The following is a 14,074-nucleotide window of genomic DNA, read 5'->3' as shown; positions in this document are numbered from 1 at the left end:
GCGCTTAGGCGGCCGCGCGGTCCTCGGCGGCGATGAAGGCCAGGCAGCGTTCGGCCACGGCCTCCCAGCCCGGTTCGCCCGGCAGCCAGTGGCTCATTTCCGGGAAGACCTCGACGGTCCCGTTCAGCCGCGCGGCGGTCTGGCGGACCGTGGCGGTGGGGTGGATGACGTCCTTGCCGCCGGCGATGGCCAGGGTCGGCGCGCCCGAGGGCGTGGCGCTGGTGGTCATGAACGGGTCCAGCCACCAGTTGAGGGTCTCCCACAGGGCGCGGCCGCTTTCGGGGATCATGCGGGCGTAGATCGCCTTGCGCTCGGCCCGGTCCAGTCGGTCGAGGCTGTAGCGTTCGACGACGCTGTAGTCGGGATCGACGGCCTGCAGCCAATAGGGACCCAGGGCGTAGAGGCTGACGGCCGAGACCGCCTCCTCCAGGCTCGCGCCCGAAACGCCCCAGGGCGGCGACGGGGCCAGCAGGATCAGCCGAGAGACCTTGGCGCGGGCGGCGGCCATCTGGGCGACCAGGCCGCCCATCGAGTGGCCGATCAGGACCGGCGGCTCGTCGCAGTCCGCGCACAGGGCGGCGATCTGCTTGGCGTAGTCGGTCATGGATCGGCCCGAGACGGCGCCCTGGCGCTCGCGACCCAGAAGGTCCGGGGTCATCACGGCGTGGCCGGCGGCCTCGAAAGGCTGACGGAAGCTGTCGAACGTCCAACCCGCGCAGAAAGCGCCATGGACCATGATGACCGGTGCGGGCATGAACGCCTTTCGAACGCTGTCGGCGAAAAGGCCGGCGGCCTGAGCCTACACGCTCTTCTTGGGCTTAGGCGAAGTTTTGGCGGGCGCCTTTGTCGCAGTCGCCTTGGCGGCGGCCGGAGCCTTGGCCGGCTTTGCGGCGGCGGGCTTTGCGGCGGCGGGCTTGGCCGCAGGCTTTGCGGTCGCTTTTGGCGCGGTCTTGGGAGCCGCTGCAGTCTTGGCCGGCGCCGGGGCAACCGTCTTGGGCGCGGGCGCCTTTGCGGCCGGGGCCTTGGCCTTCACGGGAGCCTTGGGCGCGGGCTTGGCGACGGCCTTGGCGGCGGGCGCGGCCTTGACTGGAGCCTTGGCCACTGCGGGCTTCGCCTTCGGTGCGACCTTCGGGGCGACGGTCTTTGGGGCGACGGTCTTGGGCGCGACGACCGGCGCGGCGGCTTTCGTCGGCGTCTTCGGCGCGGCCTTTGCCGTGACGGGGGGCTTGACGGACGCAGGTGCGGCGACCTTGGCGACGGGCGCCGGCTTGGGGGCCTTGGCGGGCGCGGCCTTAGGGGCTGAGACCTTTGGAGCCACAGTCTTGGGAGCTACGCCCTTGGGGGCGACGGTTTTGGCCGCCGGGGTTTTGGCCGCCGGGGTCTTGGGCGTCGCAGCCTTGGTCGATGCGGGCTTGGGCGCAGCGGGCTTCGGCGCCGCCGGCTTTGCGGCCGGCGCCGGAGCCGCGGCCTTGGCGGGCGCAGGCTTGGCCGGAGCCGCGGTCAGGGTCTTGTTGTTTAGCCAGCCGATGATGTCGCCCAGGATCACGTCCGTGCCCGGCTCGTCGACCAGCCAGTGGGCGTTGTTGGGATATTCGACATAGTCGCCGCCGACGGCCGAATATTTCTGGCCCACCAGGCGCAGATCATCGACCGGCGTCGTGCGGTCCAGGGCCCCGGCCACCACCAGCAGCGGAACCTTGATCTTGTCGACATCGACCATCGCGGTCTTGTTGGGATCCTTGTCGGGCCAGGCCAGATCGGCCAGGACACGACCGGAGTCGTAGACCATGCGGGCGTAGAGCTTGTCATGTCGGGCGGCGGGGACAGCGTTCATCACCCCCCACTTGAAGCCGGTCTTCCACTGCTTGACCGTCTTGGTCTCGGGCTTGGACATCAGAACGGCGTTGAGGAAGGCGAAGACGGGCGACAGCTTGGGCTTGCCGCGCGCATCGGCCGGAGAGGCGGGGGCGAACAGCACCGCGCCCGAGACCAGGCCGGCCTCGGCCAGCTTCTGGGCGATCAGTCCGCCCATCGAGTGACCAAACACCACCGGCGCCGCGCCATCGCGCTGGGCCAGGCTGGCGGCCAGGGCGCTCATGTCGGCGACATAGTCGGCCAGGCTCAGATCGGCCAGGCCCGCGCCGGGGGCCGAGACCTTGCGCTGGTCGGCGCGGAGCGTGGGGGTCTCGACCGTGTAGCCCTCGGCCCGCAGCCGCGCCGCCGCCGTATCCCAACTATCACCCGCGCAACCATAGCCGTGGATCATCAAGATGGTCTTGGCCATGACGAACGTTCTCCCAGTCGGGGGCGATCAGTCGCCCGCCGCGAACTTGTTGAAGGCTGCGACCACGGTGTCGTAGACGCCACGCTTGAAGGGTACGATCAGTTCGGGTGTTTCGTCGAGCCTTCCCCATTTCCAGGCGTCAAACTCGACATCACCATGGGCGTTCAGGTCGATTTCGGGCTCTTGCCCGGTGAAGCGAAAGGCAAACCAGACCTGTTTCTGGCCCAGCCAGCCCCGTGCCCGCTTCGAGCCGACGAGTTCTGGCGGGAAGTCATAGGCGATCCAGCCTTCGGTGCGGCCCAGAAGCTCGGTCGAGGTGACGCCGGTTTCCTCGGCCAGTTCGCGGCGGGCGGCGTCCAGCAGGTCCTCGCCATCGTCGACCCCGCCTTGCGGAAACTGCCAATTATAGGGCGGCGGCTGCTGGTTGCGGCGACCCAGCCAGACGCGGCCGTCCGGGTGAAACAGCACGACGCCGACATTGGGACGATGGCGCGGCAGGGCGTCTTCGGGGGGCGCCGAGCTCATCGACGCGCCAGGGCCGAGGCCGGCGCCAGTTGCAGGCCGCGCGCCGACAGGCCGTTGGCCCAGACGCGCACCTGGTTGATGGTGACCGGATAGGCGAAGCCCGAACCCATGGACTGGCCCCGGGCGACGGCGCCGGTTTCAAGCGCGCGCAACTGGATGTCGATGGCCGAGGCCGACAGCTCGTCGTCGATGATCCGGTCGGCCGAAGCGCGCGGGATCGCGCCGCCGCGTCGCGCCGCCAGGCCGTCGTCGACAAAGGCCAGGCCGCGGGCCTTGAGGGCCGAGTTGAAGGTGTTCATCGCCGCGTCCGACTCGACGAACCGGGCGCCCAGATAGTTGCTGAGGCCGAAATAGCCGGTGGCGCGCGACATCAGCCATTCCAGCTTGCGCACGGTGTCTTCGGGGCGGTTGGCGGCGATCAGCGTATAGGGGCCCGGATCATTGGCCGGATAGTCGGCCGGCTCCATCGGGGTTTCCAGCAACACCTCGTGACCGTTGGCGCGGGCCAGGTCGATCCAGCCCTGCAGCCCCTCGGCATAGGGCGCGAACGACAGGGTGATTTCCGGCGGCAGGGTCTCGATGGCCGCCCGGGTGGTCTGCGGGTTGAGGCCCAGGCCGCCGATGACGACCGAGACCTTGGGCCGGCCACTGGCCGTGAACGGACGGGCATAGGCCTGGGCGGGGGTGCGGCCGTCGACGCCGATGATCGGCAGCGGCGCGCCACCGGGACCCGGGCCATAGAGGCCCGCGAGCGGCGCCTGGGGCAGGCCGCCGCCGGCCGGGGCGACGGGGGGCGGGCTCTCCTCGCCGGGGAACGAGATCGAAGCTTCGGTCGGGTGGTAGACGATGGGCTTGGTCGACAGATCGAAGGTCTCGGGCTTGAAGGCCGCTTCGTGTTCGCTCTCGTCGGTCAGGGCCTCTTTCCAGCCCTCGGGGGCGTTGCGGGTGGCGCCGATCTTGGTCAGCTCGACCCGGATGATCGGGGCGCCGGCCTTTGGATCGCCGGTGACCAGCACCAGGCCGGCCAGGGTGATCATGAACAGGAAGGCCGCGCCACTGGCGGCGATATAGGGGTTGGACACCGCCGCCATCAGCCGGGCGCGCAGGTCTCCGCTCGCGTCCGAGACCGGTGCGGAGGCGGCATAGGCGGGCTTGCGGGAGAACATGGCGGCCATCGGAGCAACCCTAGCCGGCAAGCTTCAAATTTATGGTTAACAAGGCCCTGTGACGAATTGGCCCTCGCGCGGAAATGCGAGGGCCGTTCGACAGGCCTATTTCTTCTCGACCACCGGCTTGCCCATGGCGGCGGCGCGGGCCGTGATCTCGGCGACCTTGGCGGCGGGCTTGGGCATTTTCGGCGTAGCGGAGACCGAGCCGGCCTTCAGCACCGCCAGGGCGCGTTGCAGCTGGAAGTCATCTTTCTTGTCATCGAAGGTCGCGGGCGGGGCTTCGGCCGGGGTGTGGGCCCCCTGGCGGGTCTTGCCATCGTCGGCGTTGAGGGCGTTCTTGAAGCTGGCTTCGCTGAACCAGACGCGGTTGGCGATGTCCTGGGCCTGGTCGCGGGTCTGGGCGACCTCGAGGTCCGGGGCGATGCCGGTCTTCTGGATCGAGCGGCCGGAGGGCGTGAAATAGCGGGCCGTGGTCAGCTTCAAGGCCCCATCCGCCCCACCACGCAGCGGGATCACGGTCTGCACCGAGCCCTTGCCGAAGCTGGTCAGGCCCACCAGCTCGGCGCGGTGACGATCCTGCAGGGCGCCGGCGACGATTTCAGCCGCCGAGGCCGAGCCCTGATTGATCAGCACCACCACCGGCAGGCCGTGCAGAAGATCGCCCGGACGGGCGTTGTAGCGCTGGATGTTGCGCGGATCGCGGCCGCGCTGGCTGACCACCTCGCCGCCGTCCAGGAACACGTCGGCCACGCCGACCGCCTGGTCCAGCAAGCCGCCCGGATTGTTGCGCAGGTCAAAGACCAGGCCCTTCATCTTGGGGTTCTTGGCCTTCAGCTCATTGATGGAAGAGACCAGGGCGTCGGTGGCCTTTTCGTTGAAGCCTGGCAGGCGGACATAGCCATAGTCGCCTTCCATGCGGGCGATGGCGGCCTTGGGCTTGATGACCTCGCGGATCAGCTTGACGTCGAAGGGGTCGGTCTTTTCGCGGGCGATGGTCAGGGTCACCGGCTCTCCGGCTGCGCCGCGCATCTGCTTGACCGCTTCGGTGACCGTCAGGCCCAGCACGCTCTGGCTGTTGACCGCCGTGATGTAGTCGCCCGCCTGAATGCCCGCCCGCGCGGCCGGCGTGCCATCCATGGGCGAGATCACCTTGACCACGCCGTCTTCGCTGGTGACCTCTATGCCCAGCCCGCCATATTCGCCGCGGGTGGTGTCCTGCATGTCTTCGAAGCTGTCGGGCGACAGATAGCCCGAATGCGGGTCAAGGCTGGTGAGCATGCCGTCGAGGGCCGCCTCGATCAGTTTCTTGTCGTCGACCTCGGCCACATACTGGTCCTCGACCGTGCCCAGCACGTCGCCGAACAGTTCCAGCAGCTTGTAGGTCTTGGTCTTGGGCGGGATGTTCGCCTCGGCGATGGGGCTAAGATAGGCCATCGTCCCCGCGCCGAGGACAAAGGCCGAAACTCCGATGAGCAGGTACTTGCGCATTAGGCCTGGAAGGCTCCCTGGCGACGCGGTGCGTCGCGCTTGTGATCACTTGCTCTCGACCATCCCCGTCGAGCGCGTCTTATTTGCGGCCATCATTGCTGAAAAAGCCGTCTACGGCGACCCCTGCTTCAACCAGCGCTCCGGGTCGACCGAAACACCGTCTTCGCGGACCTCCAGATAGAGTTCAGGGCCGGAGGATACACGTTCGGCCATCTTTCCGATCGGGGCGCCGGCCGCGACCGATTGTCCGGGTCCGACCGAAACCTGATCCAGACCGGCCAAGACGATCAAATAGGCGCCCTGGGCCCGCAGGATCAAGACAACACCCCAGCCATTCAGCGCGCCGGCATATTCAACGGTTCCCGCTGCGGGACTGGTCACGGTCCGCCCCTTTTCCGTGCGGATCGACAGGCCCGACGAGCGGCCGCCGGCCGGCAGGCCGTCGCCGAAGCGGCTGGTGACAGGGCCGGGCGCGGGCGAGGCGAGCGCCAGGGGGCCGGTGGGGGCGCGGGGCGTCAGGCTGTCGGTCAGGGCCCCCAGGGTGCGCAGTTCGCTGGCCTCGATCAGCGCCTCCTGGGCGTAGGCGCGTTCCAGCCGGGTCTTCTCGATGATCAGCCGTTCGATCTCGCCCTTGCGGTCGGCCACCACGCTCTCGGCGGTGAACAGCTCGGCCGCCGCCGCCGCCGCCTCGCGGCGCAGGGCTCGCACCGCCAGGGCCTGGCGGGCATAGGCGTCAGCCCGGCGCTGCAGGTCCGGGGTCATGGCGCGGATCAGGATGGCGGCCCGCACCGCGTCGCGGGCGTCGTCCGGACTCACCAGCAGGGCGGGCGGCGGATTGCGCCGGAACAGCTGCAGGGCCGACAGCAGCCGCGCCAGGCGGTGGCGGTCGCGACCCAGGTCGGCCAGCACCGAGGCCTCGCGCGCGTTCAGGGCCTCCAGCCGGGCCCGCTTGAAATCGACATCGTCGCCGGCCGAGACCCGGGCATGGTCCAGGCGCGACAGTTCGCCGCGCAGGTCGTCGATCTCGCGGCGGGTGTCGATGGCGGTCTGGCGATCGCGCAGGCGCTGCCTGTCCTGACGCGCCAGGCCGACGCCCGCCGCCGACAGGGTCAGGGCCAGGACGATCGCAGACAGGAGCACGGGCGAGGGACGGCGAAGCACCTCTGCTGTCTAACCCTAATCACGGTGATAGGGCGAGCCCGCCAGGATGGTGACGGCGCGATAGATCTGCTCGGCCAGCATGGCCCGGGCCAGGGCGTGCGGCCAGGTCTGGGGGCCGAAGGCCAGGGTTTCATGGGCCCCGGCCAGGATCGCGGGGTCCAGGCCATCGGCGCCGCCGATCAGAAAGACGACCTTGCGCGTCCCATCGTCGCGCAGGCGGCCGATGTGCTCGGCGAAGGCGCGTGAGGGGCGCACCTTGCCGTGTTCGTCGCAGGCGATGACATGGGCGCCCTCAAGGTGGGGACGCAGCATCTCGGCCTCGGCGGCCTTGCCCGGCTTGCGGGCCTCGACCTCGAGGATCTCGGCCGGACCCAGGGCCAGGGCGCGGCCCGACGCGGTGGCGCGGGACATATAGTCCAGCGCCATCTGCGCCTCGACCATGCGGCCGAGCTTCCCGACGGTGAGGATGGTCAGTTTCATGGGGGAGGACGCGCCACCTTAATTTGCCGTCCTCGCCCTTGTGGCGAGGAGTCATGCCGATGGCGGCTCAGAAGATCAAAGCTCGCACTCAGAGCATGATCCAGCCATGGGCCCTCGCCACAAGGGCGAGGGAGGCCGGCGGATCAGTTGGAGGCGATGCGGTGCGGGGCGTCGATCGCCCAGATCTTCTCGATATTGTAGAAGCTGCGCACTTCGGGGCGGAACAGGTGAACCACCACGTCGCCGGCGTCGATCAGGACCCAGTCGCAGTGCGGCAGGCCTTCGACCCGCGCCTTGCCGAAGCCCTGCTCCTTGAGCGCGCGGATGATGTGATCCGCCAGAGCGCCGACGTGACGGTGCGAACGGCCGGACGCCACGATGAGGCTGTCAGCCACCGAGCTTTTGTCCGTCAGGTCGATGTGAACGATGTCCTGCGCCTTGTCGTCGTCGAGGCGGGACAGGATCAGGGTCTCGAGAGCCCTGATGCTTTGATCCAGGCTGAGGCCTGAAGTCTGGGTCGGGGATTCGGTGGAAACCGTATCCTCGTGCGCACTTTGCGCGGGGTCGCTACGCAGCGGAAGTACTCCTTATGGGGTCGCGCGGGTCCCCTTCATAACATGGATGAGTCGAAAAGGTGAGGGGTTGCGTGCACGAACCCGATCAAGGCGCCTTGGTGAGGCGTTCGCGCATCGCCGTGGACGAGGCGAAGTTCAGCGGGCCGGTCAGATAGACCCAGGCCGGGGCGGTCAGATCGGGCAGGGTGGCGGCGGCGCTGGCGGGCTTGCGAGCGTGCGAAAAACGCCGCGCGGCGGGCGAGGTCCGCGACTTCAACGCGGCCCAAGGTCGCGAGATCACCGCCACCGGAACCTCGCGCATGATCTGGGTCCAGCCGCGCCAGCGGTGGAAGGTGGCCAGGCTGTCGGCCCCCATGATCCAGACAAACTTGACCCCCGGATAGCGGGCCCGCAGCACCCGCAGGGTGTCGATGGTGTATTGCGAGCCCAGCCGGGTCTCGGCGTCGGAGACGATCATCGCGCCGCCATGGGCGTGCCGACGGGCCCCGGCCATGCGCTCGGCCAGGGGGCGGGTCTCGTGGGCCGATTTCAGCGGGTTCTGAGGCGAGACCAGCCAGATCACCTTGTCGAGGTTGAGGCGATGCAAGGCGGTCTCGGCCACGTGGGCATGACCCTCGTGCGCGGGATTGAATGAGCCGCCGAACAGCCCGACGCGCATGCCCGGCTCCAGATGGAAGCCAAGACGCTGCGCGTTGGGCCGGCCGGCCTCAGGGACGAGTCTGGCCGGTCCCGCGAACCACATATTTGAATGTCGTCAATTGCTCGGCCCCGACCGGACCGCGGGCGTGTAGCTTGTCTGTGGCGATGCCGATCTCGGCCCCGAAGCCGAATTCTCCGCCGTCGGCGAACTGGGTGGAGGCGTTGATCAGGACGATGGCGCTGTCGACCTCGGCCGCGAAGGCCTCGGCGGCGACGGCGTCTTCCGTGACGATGGCGTCGGTGTGGCCCGAGCCGTAGCGGGCGATGTGGTCGGCCGCCCCGGCCACGCCGTCGACAAGGGCCACCGACAGGATCGGGGCCAGATATTCGGTGGTCCAGTCGGCGTCCTTGGCCTTTTTCATGGTGGGCTCGATGGCCAGGGCCGCCGCGTCGCCGCGCAGTTCGCAGCCGGCCCTGATCAGGGCGTCGGCCAGCCGCGGCAGCAGCGTGTCGGCGATCGCCCGGTCGACCAGCAGGGTCTCGGCCGAGCCGCAGACCGACACCCGCCGCATCTTGGCGTTGACGGCGATGGCGATGGCCTTTTGGGCGTCAGCGCCGGCGTGCACGAAGACGTGGTTGAGGCCTTCCAGATGGCCCAGCACCGGGGCGCGGGCCTCGGCCTGGACGCGGGCCACCAGGCTCTTGCCGCCGCGCGGGATGATCAGGTCGATCGTGCGGTTCAGGCCGCTTAGGATCAGGCCCACGGCGGTGCGATCGGGGGTGGTCACCGCCTGGACGGCGCTGGCGGGCAGTTTGGCGGCCTTCAGGCCCCGGACGATGGCGGCGTGCAGGGCCAGGCTGGAGGCCAGGCATTCCGACCCGCCGCGCAGGATCACCGCATTGCCCGAGCGCACGCACAGCGCCGCCGCGTCGGCGGTGACGTTGGGGCGGCTCTCATAGATCATGGCGATCACGCCGATCGGCGTGCGGACGCGGGAAATGTCCAGGCCGTTGGGCCGGGTCCAGCGCGAGGTGGCCACGCCCAGGGGGTCTGGAATGGCGGCCACGGTCTCGACGCCGGCGGCGACGCCCTCGAGGCGGGCCGCGTCCAGCATCAGCCGGTCCAGCATCGGACCCGAGAGGCCATTGGCCCTGGCCTGATCGAGGTCCCTGGCGTTGGCGGCGAGGATCTTGGCGGCGTCTTCGCGGATTGCGGCGGCCATGGCGTGAAGGGCGGCGGTGCGCTGGTCGGCCGAGGCGAGGCGCAGGGCGCGCGCGCCCGCACGGGCCGCCTCGCCCATCGCCATCATCGTCGCCTGCAAGCTGACGCCCGCGTCGTCCATAAGTCCGATCCGATCCGGATATGCTCAGGTTGAGCCTTACCTAGGCGCATTCCCCGGCGGGGGGAACCTTGATTGTCTGATGGCGGACGCAGGTTCCCTTGAGGCGGCCTCAGTCCACGTCCCAGCTATAGGCCTTGTCGATCCAATCCCCGATCCGTCCATCCGGCCGCGCCAGGGCGAAGATCTCGGCCATCTCCTCGGGCGTCAGGTCGAAATCGAGCACGTCGAAATTCTCGACCACGCGGGCCGGGGTCTTGGTGCGCGGGATGGCGATGACGCCCTGCTGGATCAGCCAGCGCAGGGTGACCTGGCCCGGCGTCTTGCCGTGGGCCTGGCCGATGGCGATCAGCACCGGGTCCTGCGCGACCTTGCCCTGGGCCAGGGGCGACCAGGCGGTGATCGAGGTTCCGGCCGCGTCGGCGGCCGCGATTAGGGTCTTTTGCGACAGATAGGGGTGGTATTCGACCTGGTCGGTGGCGATCGGGGCCTTCGAGAGGCTCCGGGCCTGCGCCAGCACCGCCGACGGAAAGTTCGAGACGCCGATGGCGCGGGTCAGGCCGCGATCCCTGACGTCATTGAGCGCCGCCATTGTTTCGGCCAGGGGCACGTCGGGCTTGGGCCAGTGCAGCAGCAGCAGGTCGACATGGTCCAGACCCAGCCGCTCCAGGCTCTTTTCGGCCGAGCGCTGCAGGTCGCCGTCGGCAAACTGGTCGACCCACACCTTGGTGGTGACGAAGATGTCGTCGCGCTTGATCCCGCTGGCGGCGATGCCGGCCCCGACGTCACGCTCGTTACGATAGGCCTGGGCGGTGTCGATATGGCGGTAGCCGATCTCCAGCGCCTGTTCGACCAGAGGCTGGGCGCTGCCGTTGTCCAGTTGCCAGGTGCCAAAGCCGAGGGCGGGGATCAGGACATCGCCCGAGCGGACGGCGGGAACAAGCTTGGACATGGAGGTCTCCGGAGACAGGCGGTCAGGCGGGCAGGGAAGCGGCGCGCCCGATCAGCAGTCTGGCGCGCGCCCTGTGTAACGCGGTGAACGCCAGGGCGAGCCCGAAGAATCCGAGAAACATCACGATCATGGTGGTCAGGGCGCTGGCATAGCCGTGCCTGGCGACGTTGAGGAAGCCATAGGGATAGAAGCCGGTCAGGGCGCCGTGGAGCAGGGTCCAGACGCCATAGAGGAACGGCGTCGGCAGGGCCTTGAAGGCCGCGTTCCAGCGCGCCTCGCCCTGGCCGCCGCGCAATAGCCAGTCGATCAGGAAGGCCGCCGGGGTCAGGGTGTGCAGGATCGTCGTGCAGGCCAGGTCCAGGCCCTTGGGATCCCACAGCCCGGCCAGCAGGGCGTGATAGATCACCGCCGTCACGGCAAGATAGACCGCCACGGCGATCCGCGTCGTCGAGGTCTCCGCCCACACCGCGAGGCGCGCGGTCGGGGCGACCAGCGGCGCGGTCAGGACCACGGCGGCCAGGATGTTGCTGACCATGGTGAAATAGCTGAAGAACTCGATCGTGGTGGACGCGAAGGTCGCCCAGCTCTGGTCGTGGATCATCAGGCCGTATTTCAGAACCACGCCCAGGGCCGCGAGGGCGGCGATCAGGATGCGCCAGGCTGTCATGCGGTCTCCGTCGGGTGTTGGGCGTCCCAGGCCTTCAGGATCCTCTTGGGCGCCGTGGCGCGCCACTGGCGCAGCAGCAGGCGCTCGACCGTGCCCGGATGGGCGTGCGACAGGCGGATCAGGACATAGGGATAGTTGCGATAGTGGTCGGTCAGATAAAAGGCCTCGGGCTGGGCCGCCATCAGCATCTCGCGCTCGTCGAAGCCCACGCCGGGGCAGACCAGGCTGTCGCCGTCGTCCAGCAACCGGGTCAGGAACTTGCCGTGCGCCTTCAGGCTTGGATAGCCGTAGCTGGCGCCGTCCGCCACGCCGGGCAGGCTGAACGCGAAGACGCGCACCGCGTCGAATGTCATGCCCATGGCCGGCTCCCCCCAACCCTGACTATATGGGTAACATGAGCGCCGAGAACCCCCTGAAGACGCCGGTCCTGGTGCTGGGCGCGACCAGCCTGATCGGCGGTCATCTGCTGAATCGCCTGCGGGCGGCCGGCGTCGATCCCGTGGCGATCAGCCGCCGTCCGCCGACGGTGGAGGCCTGCTGGCTGGACGCGGACCTGTCCGACCCGAACCTCGCCGAAGCCCTGCCGCCCGTGGCGACGGTGTTTTCGCTGTCGCCCATCTGGCTCCTGCCCGCCGCCTTGCCGGCCCTGAAGGCCAACGGCATGACGCGGCTGGTGGCCTTCTCCTCGACCAGCCGCTTCACCAAGCGCGACTCGGCGGTGGCCGAAGAGCGGGCCGTGGCCGCTCGCCTGGCCGAGGCCGAGGCCGATGTGGAGGGGTTCTGCCTCGATCAGGGCGTGAGTTGGACCATCCTGCGGCCGACCCTGATCTATGACGAGGGCCGCGACGGCAATGTCAGCCGGCTGGCGGGACTGATCCGCCGGTTTGGCCTGCTGCCGCTGTCGGGCGACGGCCAGGGCCTGCGCCAGCCGGTTCACGCGGAGGATCTGGCCATCGGCGCCCTGGCGGCCGCCGCTGCGCGCGCCGCCGAAAACCGGGCCTATGACCTGGTCGGCGGCGAGACCCTGACCTATCGCGCCATGGCCACGCGGGTGTTCGAAGGCCTGCGCCGCCGACCCGTGGTGTTCTCCCTGCCGCCGGCCCTGTTTGCTGTGATGCTGAAGGCCGCCGCGCCATGGCTGCCCGGCGCCACCGCGGCCATGGGCGCGCGGATGGAGCAGGATCTCACCTTCGACAGCGGCGACGCCCAGCGCGATTTCGGCTGGGCGCCGCGCGATTTCCATCCGCGGTTTTAGGGGCTCCTTCTGGGCGCCCCCGTCGGCGAAGCGTTTTAAAGCGGATCCAAAAGCTCCCGCCTTCCTGGGCCTTGTGCCCAGGATCCAGGCTTGAGGACCCGCTGAGCCCGTTTCGCGTTCCGGGGTTTTCAGCCGCAGATCACGCCCAAGCCACGATCCGCCTTTGGCATGGGTCCTGGGCACAAGGCCCAGGAAGGCGATCTGCTTTTAAGGTTTGAGGGAGAGCTCTGACCGCTCAGCCGCGCCCTTCGCTCCACACCGCCAGCTCGTTGCCCGAGGGGTCGGTGAAGTGGAAGCGGCGGCCGCCCGGGAAGTCGAAGATCGGCTGGGTGATCACGCCGCCGGCCGCCGTGACCTTGGCTTCCATGGCCTCGATGTCGTGGGCGTACAGCACCACCAGCGGCTTGTCGGTCGCGCCGTCCTGCGGCGTGGTGAACCCCCCGTCGGCGCCCTGGCCTTCAAAGGCCGCATAGTCGGGGCCATAGTCGGTGAAGGCCCAGCCGAAGGCCTGCTGATAGAAGCCCTTGGTGGCCGGCAGGTCGGTCGCGGGCCACTCGATATAGTCGATCTTGCCGTCTTCGCGCATGGTGTGGTCCCCTAAAATGTTCCGCTAATGTTCTAGTCTGACGGCTATGGCAGAGTCCAGACGCAGGTGCGTTTGACGGCGAAATCTTCCAGCTCGCGGGTGGTCTCGACCTGGTACTCGGCCAGCTGGATCAGGTCATCCTTGCGGAAATAGGTGCGGCCCGGATCGCCGATCAGCACCGTGGCGCCGGCCGCGCGGGCCTGCCGCAGCCAGTCCATCACCGCTTCGGCCATCGGCTTTTCGTAGCAGATGTCGCCGGCCAGCAGCACGTCGCAGGCCGGGGGCGGGGCGTCCAGCAGGTTGGCGTCGGTGAAGGCGATGGCCACGCCATTGACCCCGGCGTTCAGACTCACCGCCGCCTGGCAGAAGCTGTCGATGTCATTGGCCAGCACGCTGTGCGCTCCGGCCTTCATCGCCGCGATGGCCACGATGCCCGAGCCGGTGGCGAAATCGACCACGGTCTTGCCGGCGACAATGTCGGGATGGTCGAGAATGTAGCGCGCCAGGGCCTGTCCGCCGGCCCAGGCGAAGGCCCAGAACGGCGGGGCCAGGCCCAGCTCTTCGAGGGCTTCCTCGGTCAGTTTCCAGATCGGGGTGATCTCGTCGGCCAGATGTAGCGACAGCTCCGGCGCATGCGGCGGCGCCTGGACGCGGGTGTTTTCAAGAATGAAGGCGCGGCGGCCTTCCAGCGTCTGGTCGATCATGGCGCGCTTAGAGCACCGGCGCGGCCCTGAAGCCAACAGGCCCACCCATTTTCCGTCATTCCAGCCCAAAATGGGGGAGCAGACCGAGACTGGCGCGCCTGGTCGCGAGCGCTAAAAACGGACGCGTCCACGGCTGGGTCACGGCCATCAGCCATCTCGTCTGTCTTGCTGCCGGACCTGCGTCAAATCGTCCTCGCCACAGATCCGCCACGTCGCCGCAAGTCATCATTAACCATCGTTCTGCAGAAA

At 68.8% G+C, this 14,074-nt stretch carries 16 protein-coding genes; 1 reads left to right on the top strand and 15 read right to left on the bottom strand.

Annotated features, from left to right (window positions below; translation table 11 throughout):
- Window positions 1-4: 4 nt before the first annotated feature.
- The 13 genes from ACW18B_RS01650 to ACW18B_RS01590 form a co-directional block, all read right to left on the bottom strand.
- Complete coding sequence (locus tag ACW18B_RS01650) at window positions 5-754, bottom strand: alpha/beta hydrolase (protein WP_492049113.1); 750 nt, start codon at window positions 752-754, stop codon at window positions 5-7.
- 45 nt (window positions 755-799) lie between these two features.
- Window positions 800-2,284: an alpha/beta hydrolase gene (locus ACW18B_RS01645; protein WP_492049112.1), complete on the bottom strand. Its 1,485-nt coding sequence runs from the start codon at window positions 2,282-2,284 to the stop codon at window positions 800-802.
- A gap of 27 nt (window positions 2,285-2,311) precedes the next feature.
- On the bottom strand, window positions 2,312-2,809 hold the full coding sequence (locus tag ACW18B_RS01640; RefSeq protein WP_492049111.1) for an RNA pyrophosphohydrolase: 498 nt from the start codon (window positions 2,807-2,809) through the stop codon (window positions 2,312-2,314).
- Entirely contained in the window at window positions 2,806-3,984 is a 1,179-nt protein-coding gene (locus tag ACW18B_RS01635; protein ID WP_492049110.1) for a divergent polysaccharide deacetylase family protein, read from the bottom strand. The genes ACW18B_RS01640 and ACW18B_RS01635 overlap by 4 nt, the downstream gene beginning before the upstream one ends.
- A gap of 96 nt (window positions 3,985-4,080) precedes the next feature.
- Window positions 4,081-5,466, bottom strand: a complete 1,386-nt coding sequence (locus ACW18B_RS01630; RefSeq protein ID WP_492049109.1) for a S41 family peptidase — start codon at window positions 5,464-5,466, stop codon at window positions 4,081-4,083.
- A gap of 111 nt (window positions 5,467-5,577) precedes the next feature.
- Complete coding sequence (locus ACW18B_RS01625; RefSeq protein WP_492051840.1) at window positions 5,578-6,606, bottom strand: murein hydrolase activator EnvC family protein; 1,029 nt, start codon at window positions 6,604-6,606, stop codon at window positions 5,578-5,580.
- Between the two features lie 36 nt (window positions 6,607-6,642).
- Window positions 6,643-7,107 carry a 23S rRNA (pseudouridine(1915)-N(3))-methyltransferase RlmH gene (gene rlmH, locus ACW18B_RS01620; protein WP_492049108.1) on the bottom strand — a complete coding sequence of 155 codons (465 nt, stop codon included), beginning with the start codon at window positions 7,105-7,107 and terminating at the stop codon, window positions 6,643-6,645.
- A gap of 143 nt (window positions 7,108-7,250) precedes the next feature.
- A complete protein-coding gene (gene rsfS / locus ACW18B_RS01615) occupies window positions 7,251-7,682 on the bottom strand; it encodes a ribosome silencing factor (protein WP_492051839.1) in 432 nt (143 codons plus the stop codon).
- Between the two features lie 85 nt (window positions 7,683-7,767).
- A complete protein-coding gene (locus ACW18B_RS01610) occupies window positions 7,768-8,424 on the bottom strand; it encodes a nicotinate-nucleotide adenylyltransferase (RefSeq protein WP_492049107.1) in 657 nt (218 codons plus the stop codon).
- Complete coding sequence (locus ACW18B_RS01605; protein WP_492049106.1) at window positions 8,390-9,664, bottom strand: glutamate-5-semialdehyde dehydrogenase; 1,275 nt, start codon at window positions 9,662-9,664, stop codon at window positions 8,390-8,392. The genes ACW18B_RS01610 and ACW18B_RS01605 overlap by 35 nt, the downstream gene beginning before the upstream one ends.
- A gap of 109 nt (window positions 9,665-9,773) precedes the next feature.
- Window positions 9,774-10,613 carry an aldo/keto reductase gene (locus ACW18B_RS01600; RefSeq protein WP_492049105.1) on the bottom strand — a complete coding sequence of 280 codons (840 nt, stop codon included), beginning with the start codon at window positions 10,611-10,613 and terminating at the stop codon, window positions 9,774-9,776.
- 22 nt (window positions 10,614-10,635) lie between these two features.
- A complete protein-coding gene (locus ACW18B_RS01595; protein ID WP_492049104.1) occupies window positions 10,636-11,280 on the bottom strand; it encodes a Pr6Pr family membrane protein in 645 nt (214 codons plus the stop codon).
- Complete coding sequence (locus tag ACW18B_RS01590) at window positions 11,277-11,639, bottom strand: MmcQ/YjbR family DNA-binding protein (protein WP_492049103.1); 363 nt, start codon at window positions 11,637-11,639, stop codon at window positions 11,277-11,279. Before ACW18B_RS01590 ends, ACW18B_RS01595 begins: the two co-directional genes overlap by 4 nt.
- A gap of 35 nt (window positions 11,640-11,674) precedes the next feature.
- On the opposite strand from ACW18B_RS01590, the gene ACW18B_RS01585 reads away from it, so the two are divergent.
- The gene (locus ACW18B_RS01585; RefSeq protein ID WP_492049102.1) at window positions 11,675-12,535 is read left to right on the top strand and encodes an SDR family oxidoreductase; all 861 of its coding nucleotides are present in this window, start codon (window positions 11,675-11,677) and stop codon (window positions 12,533-12,535) included.
- A 235-nt stretch (window positions 12,536-12,770) separates the two neighbouring features.
- On the opposite strand, the gene ACW18B_RS01580 is transcribed toward ACW18B_RS01585, so the two are convergent.
- Together ACW18B_RS01580 and ACW18B_RS01575 are read right to left on the bottom strand one after the other, a co-directional pair.
- Complete coding sequence (locus tag ACW18B_RS01580; RefSeq protein WP_492049101.1) at window positions 12,771-13,121, bottom strand: VOC family protein; 351 nt, start codon at window positions 13,119-13,121, stop codon at window positions 12,771-12,773.
- 44 nt (window positions 13,122-13,165) lie between these two features.
- Window positions 13,166-13,825: a class I SAM-dependent methyltransferase gene (locus tag ACW18B_RS01575; RefSeq protein WP_492049100.1), complete on the bottom strand. Its 660-nt coding sequence runs from the start codon at window positions 13,823-13,825 to the stop codon at window positions 13,166-13,168.
- Window positions 13,826-14,074 lie beyond the last annotated feature (249 nt).

Source organism: Caulobacter sp. FV2ps19 (genome assembly GCF_058681035.1).
This window is presented reverse-complemented; position numbering and strand designations above follow the sequence as displayed.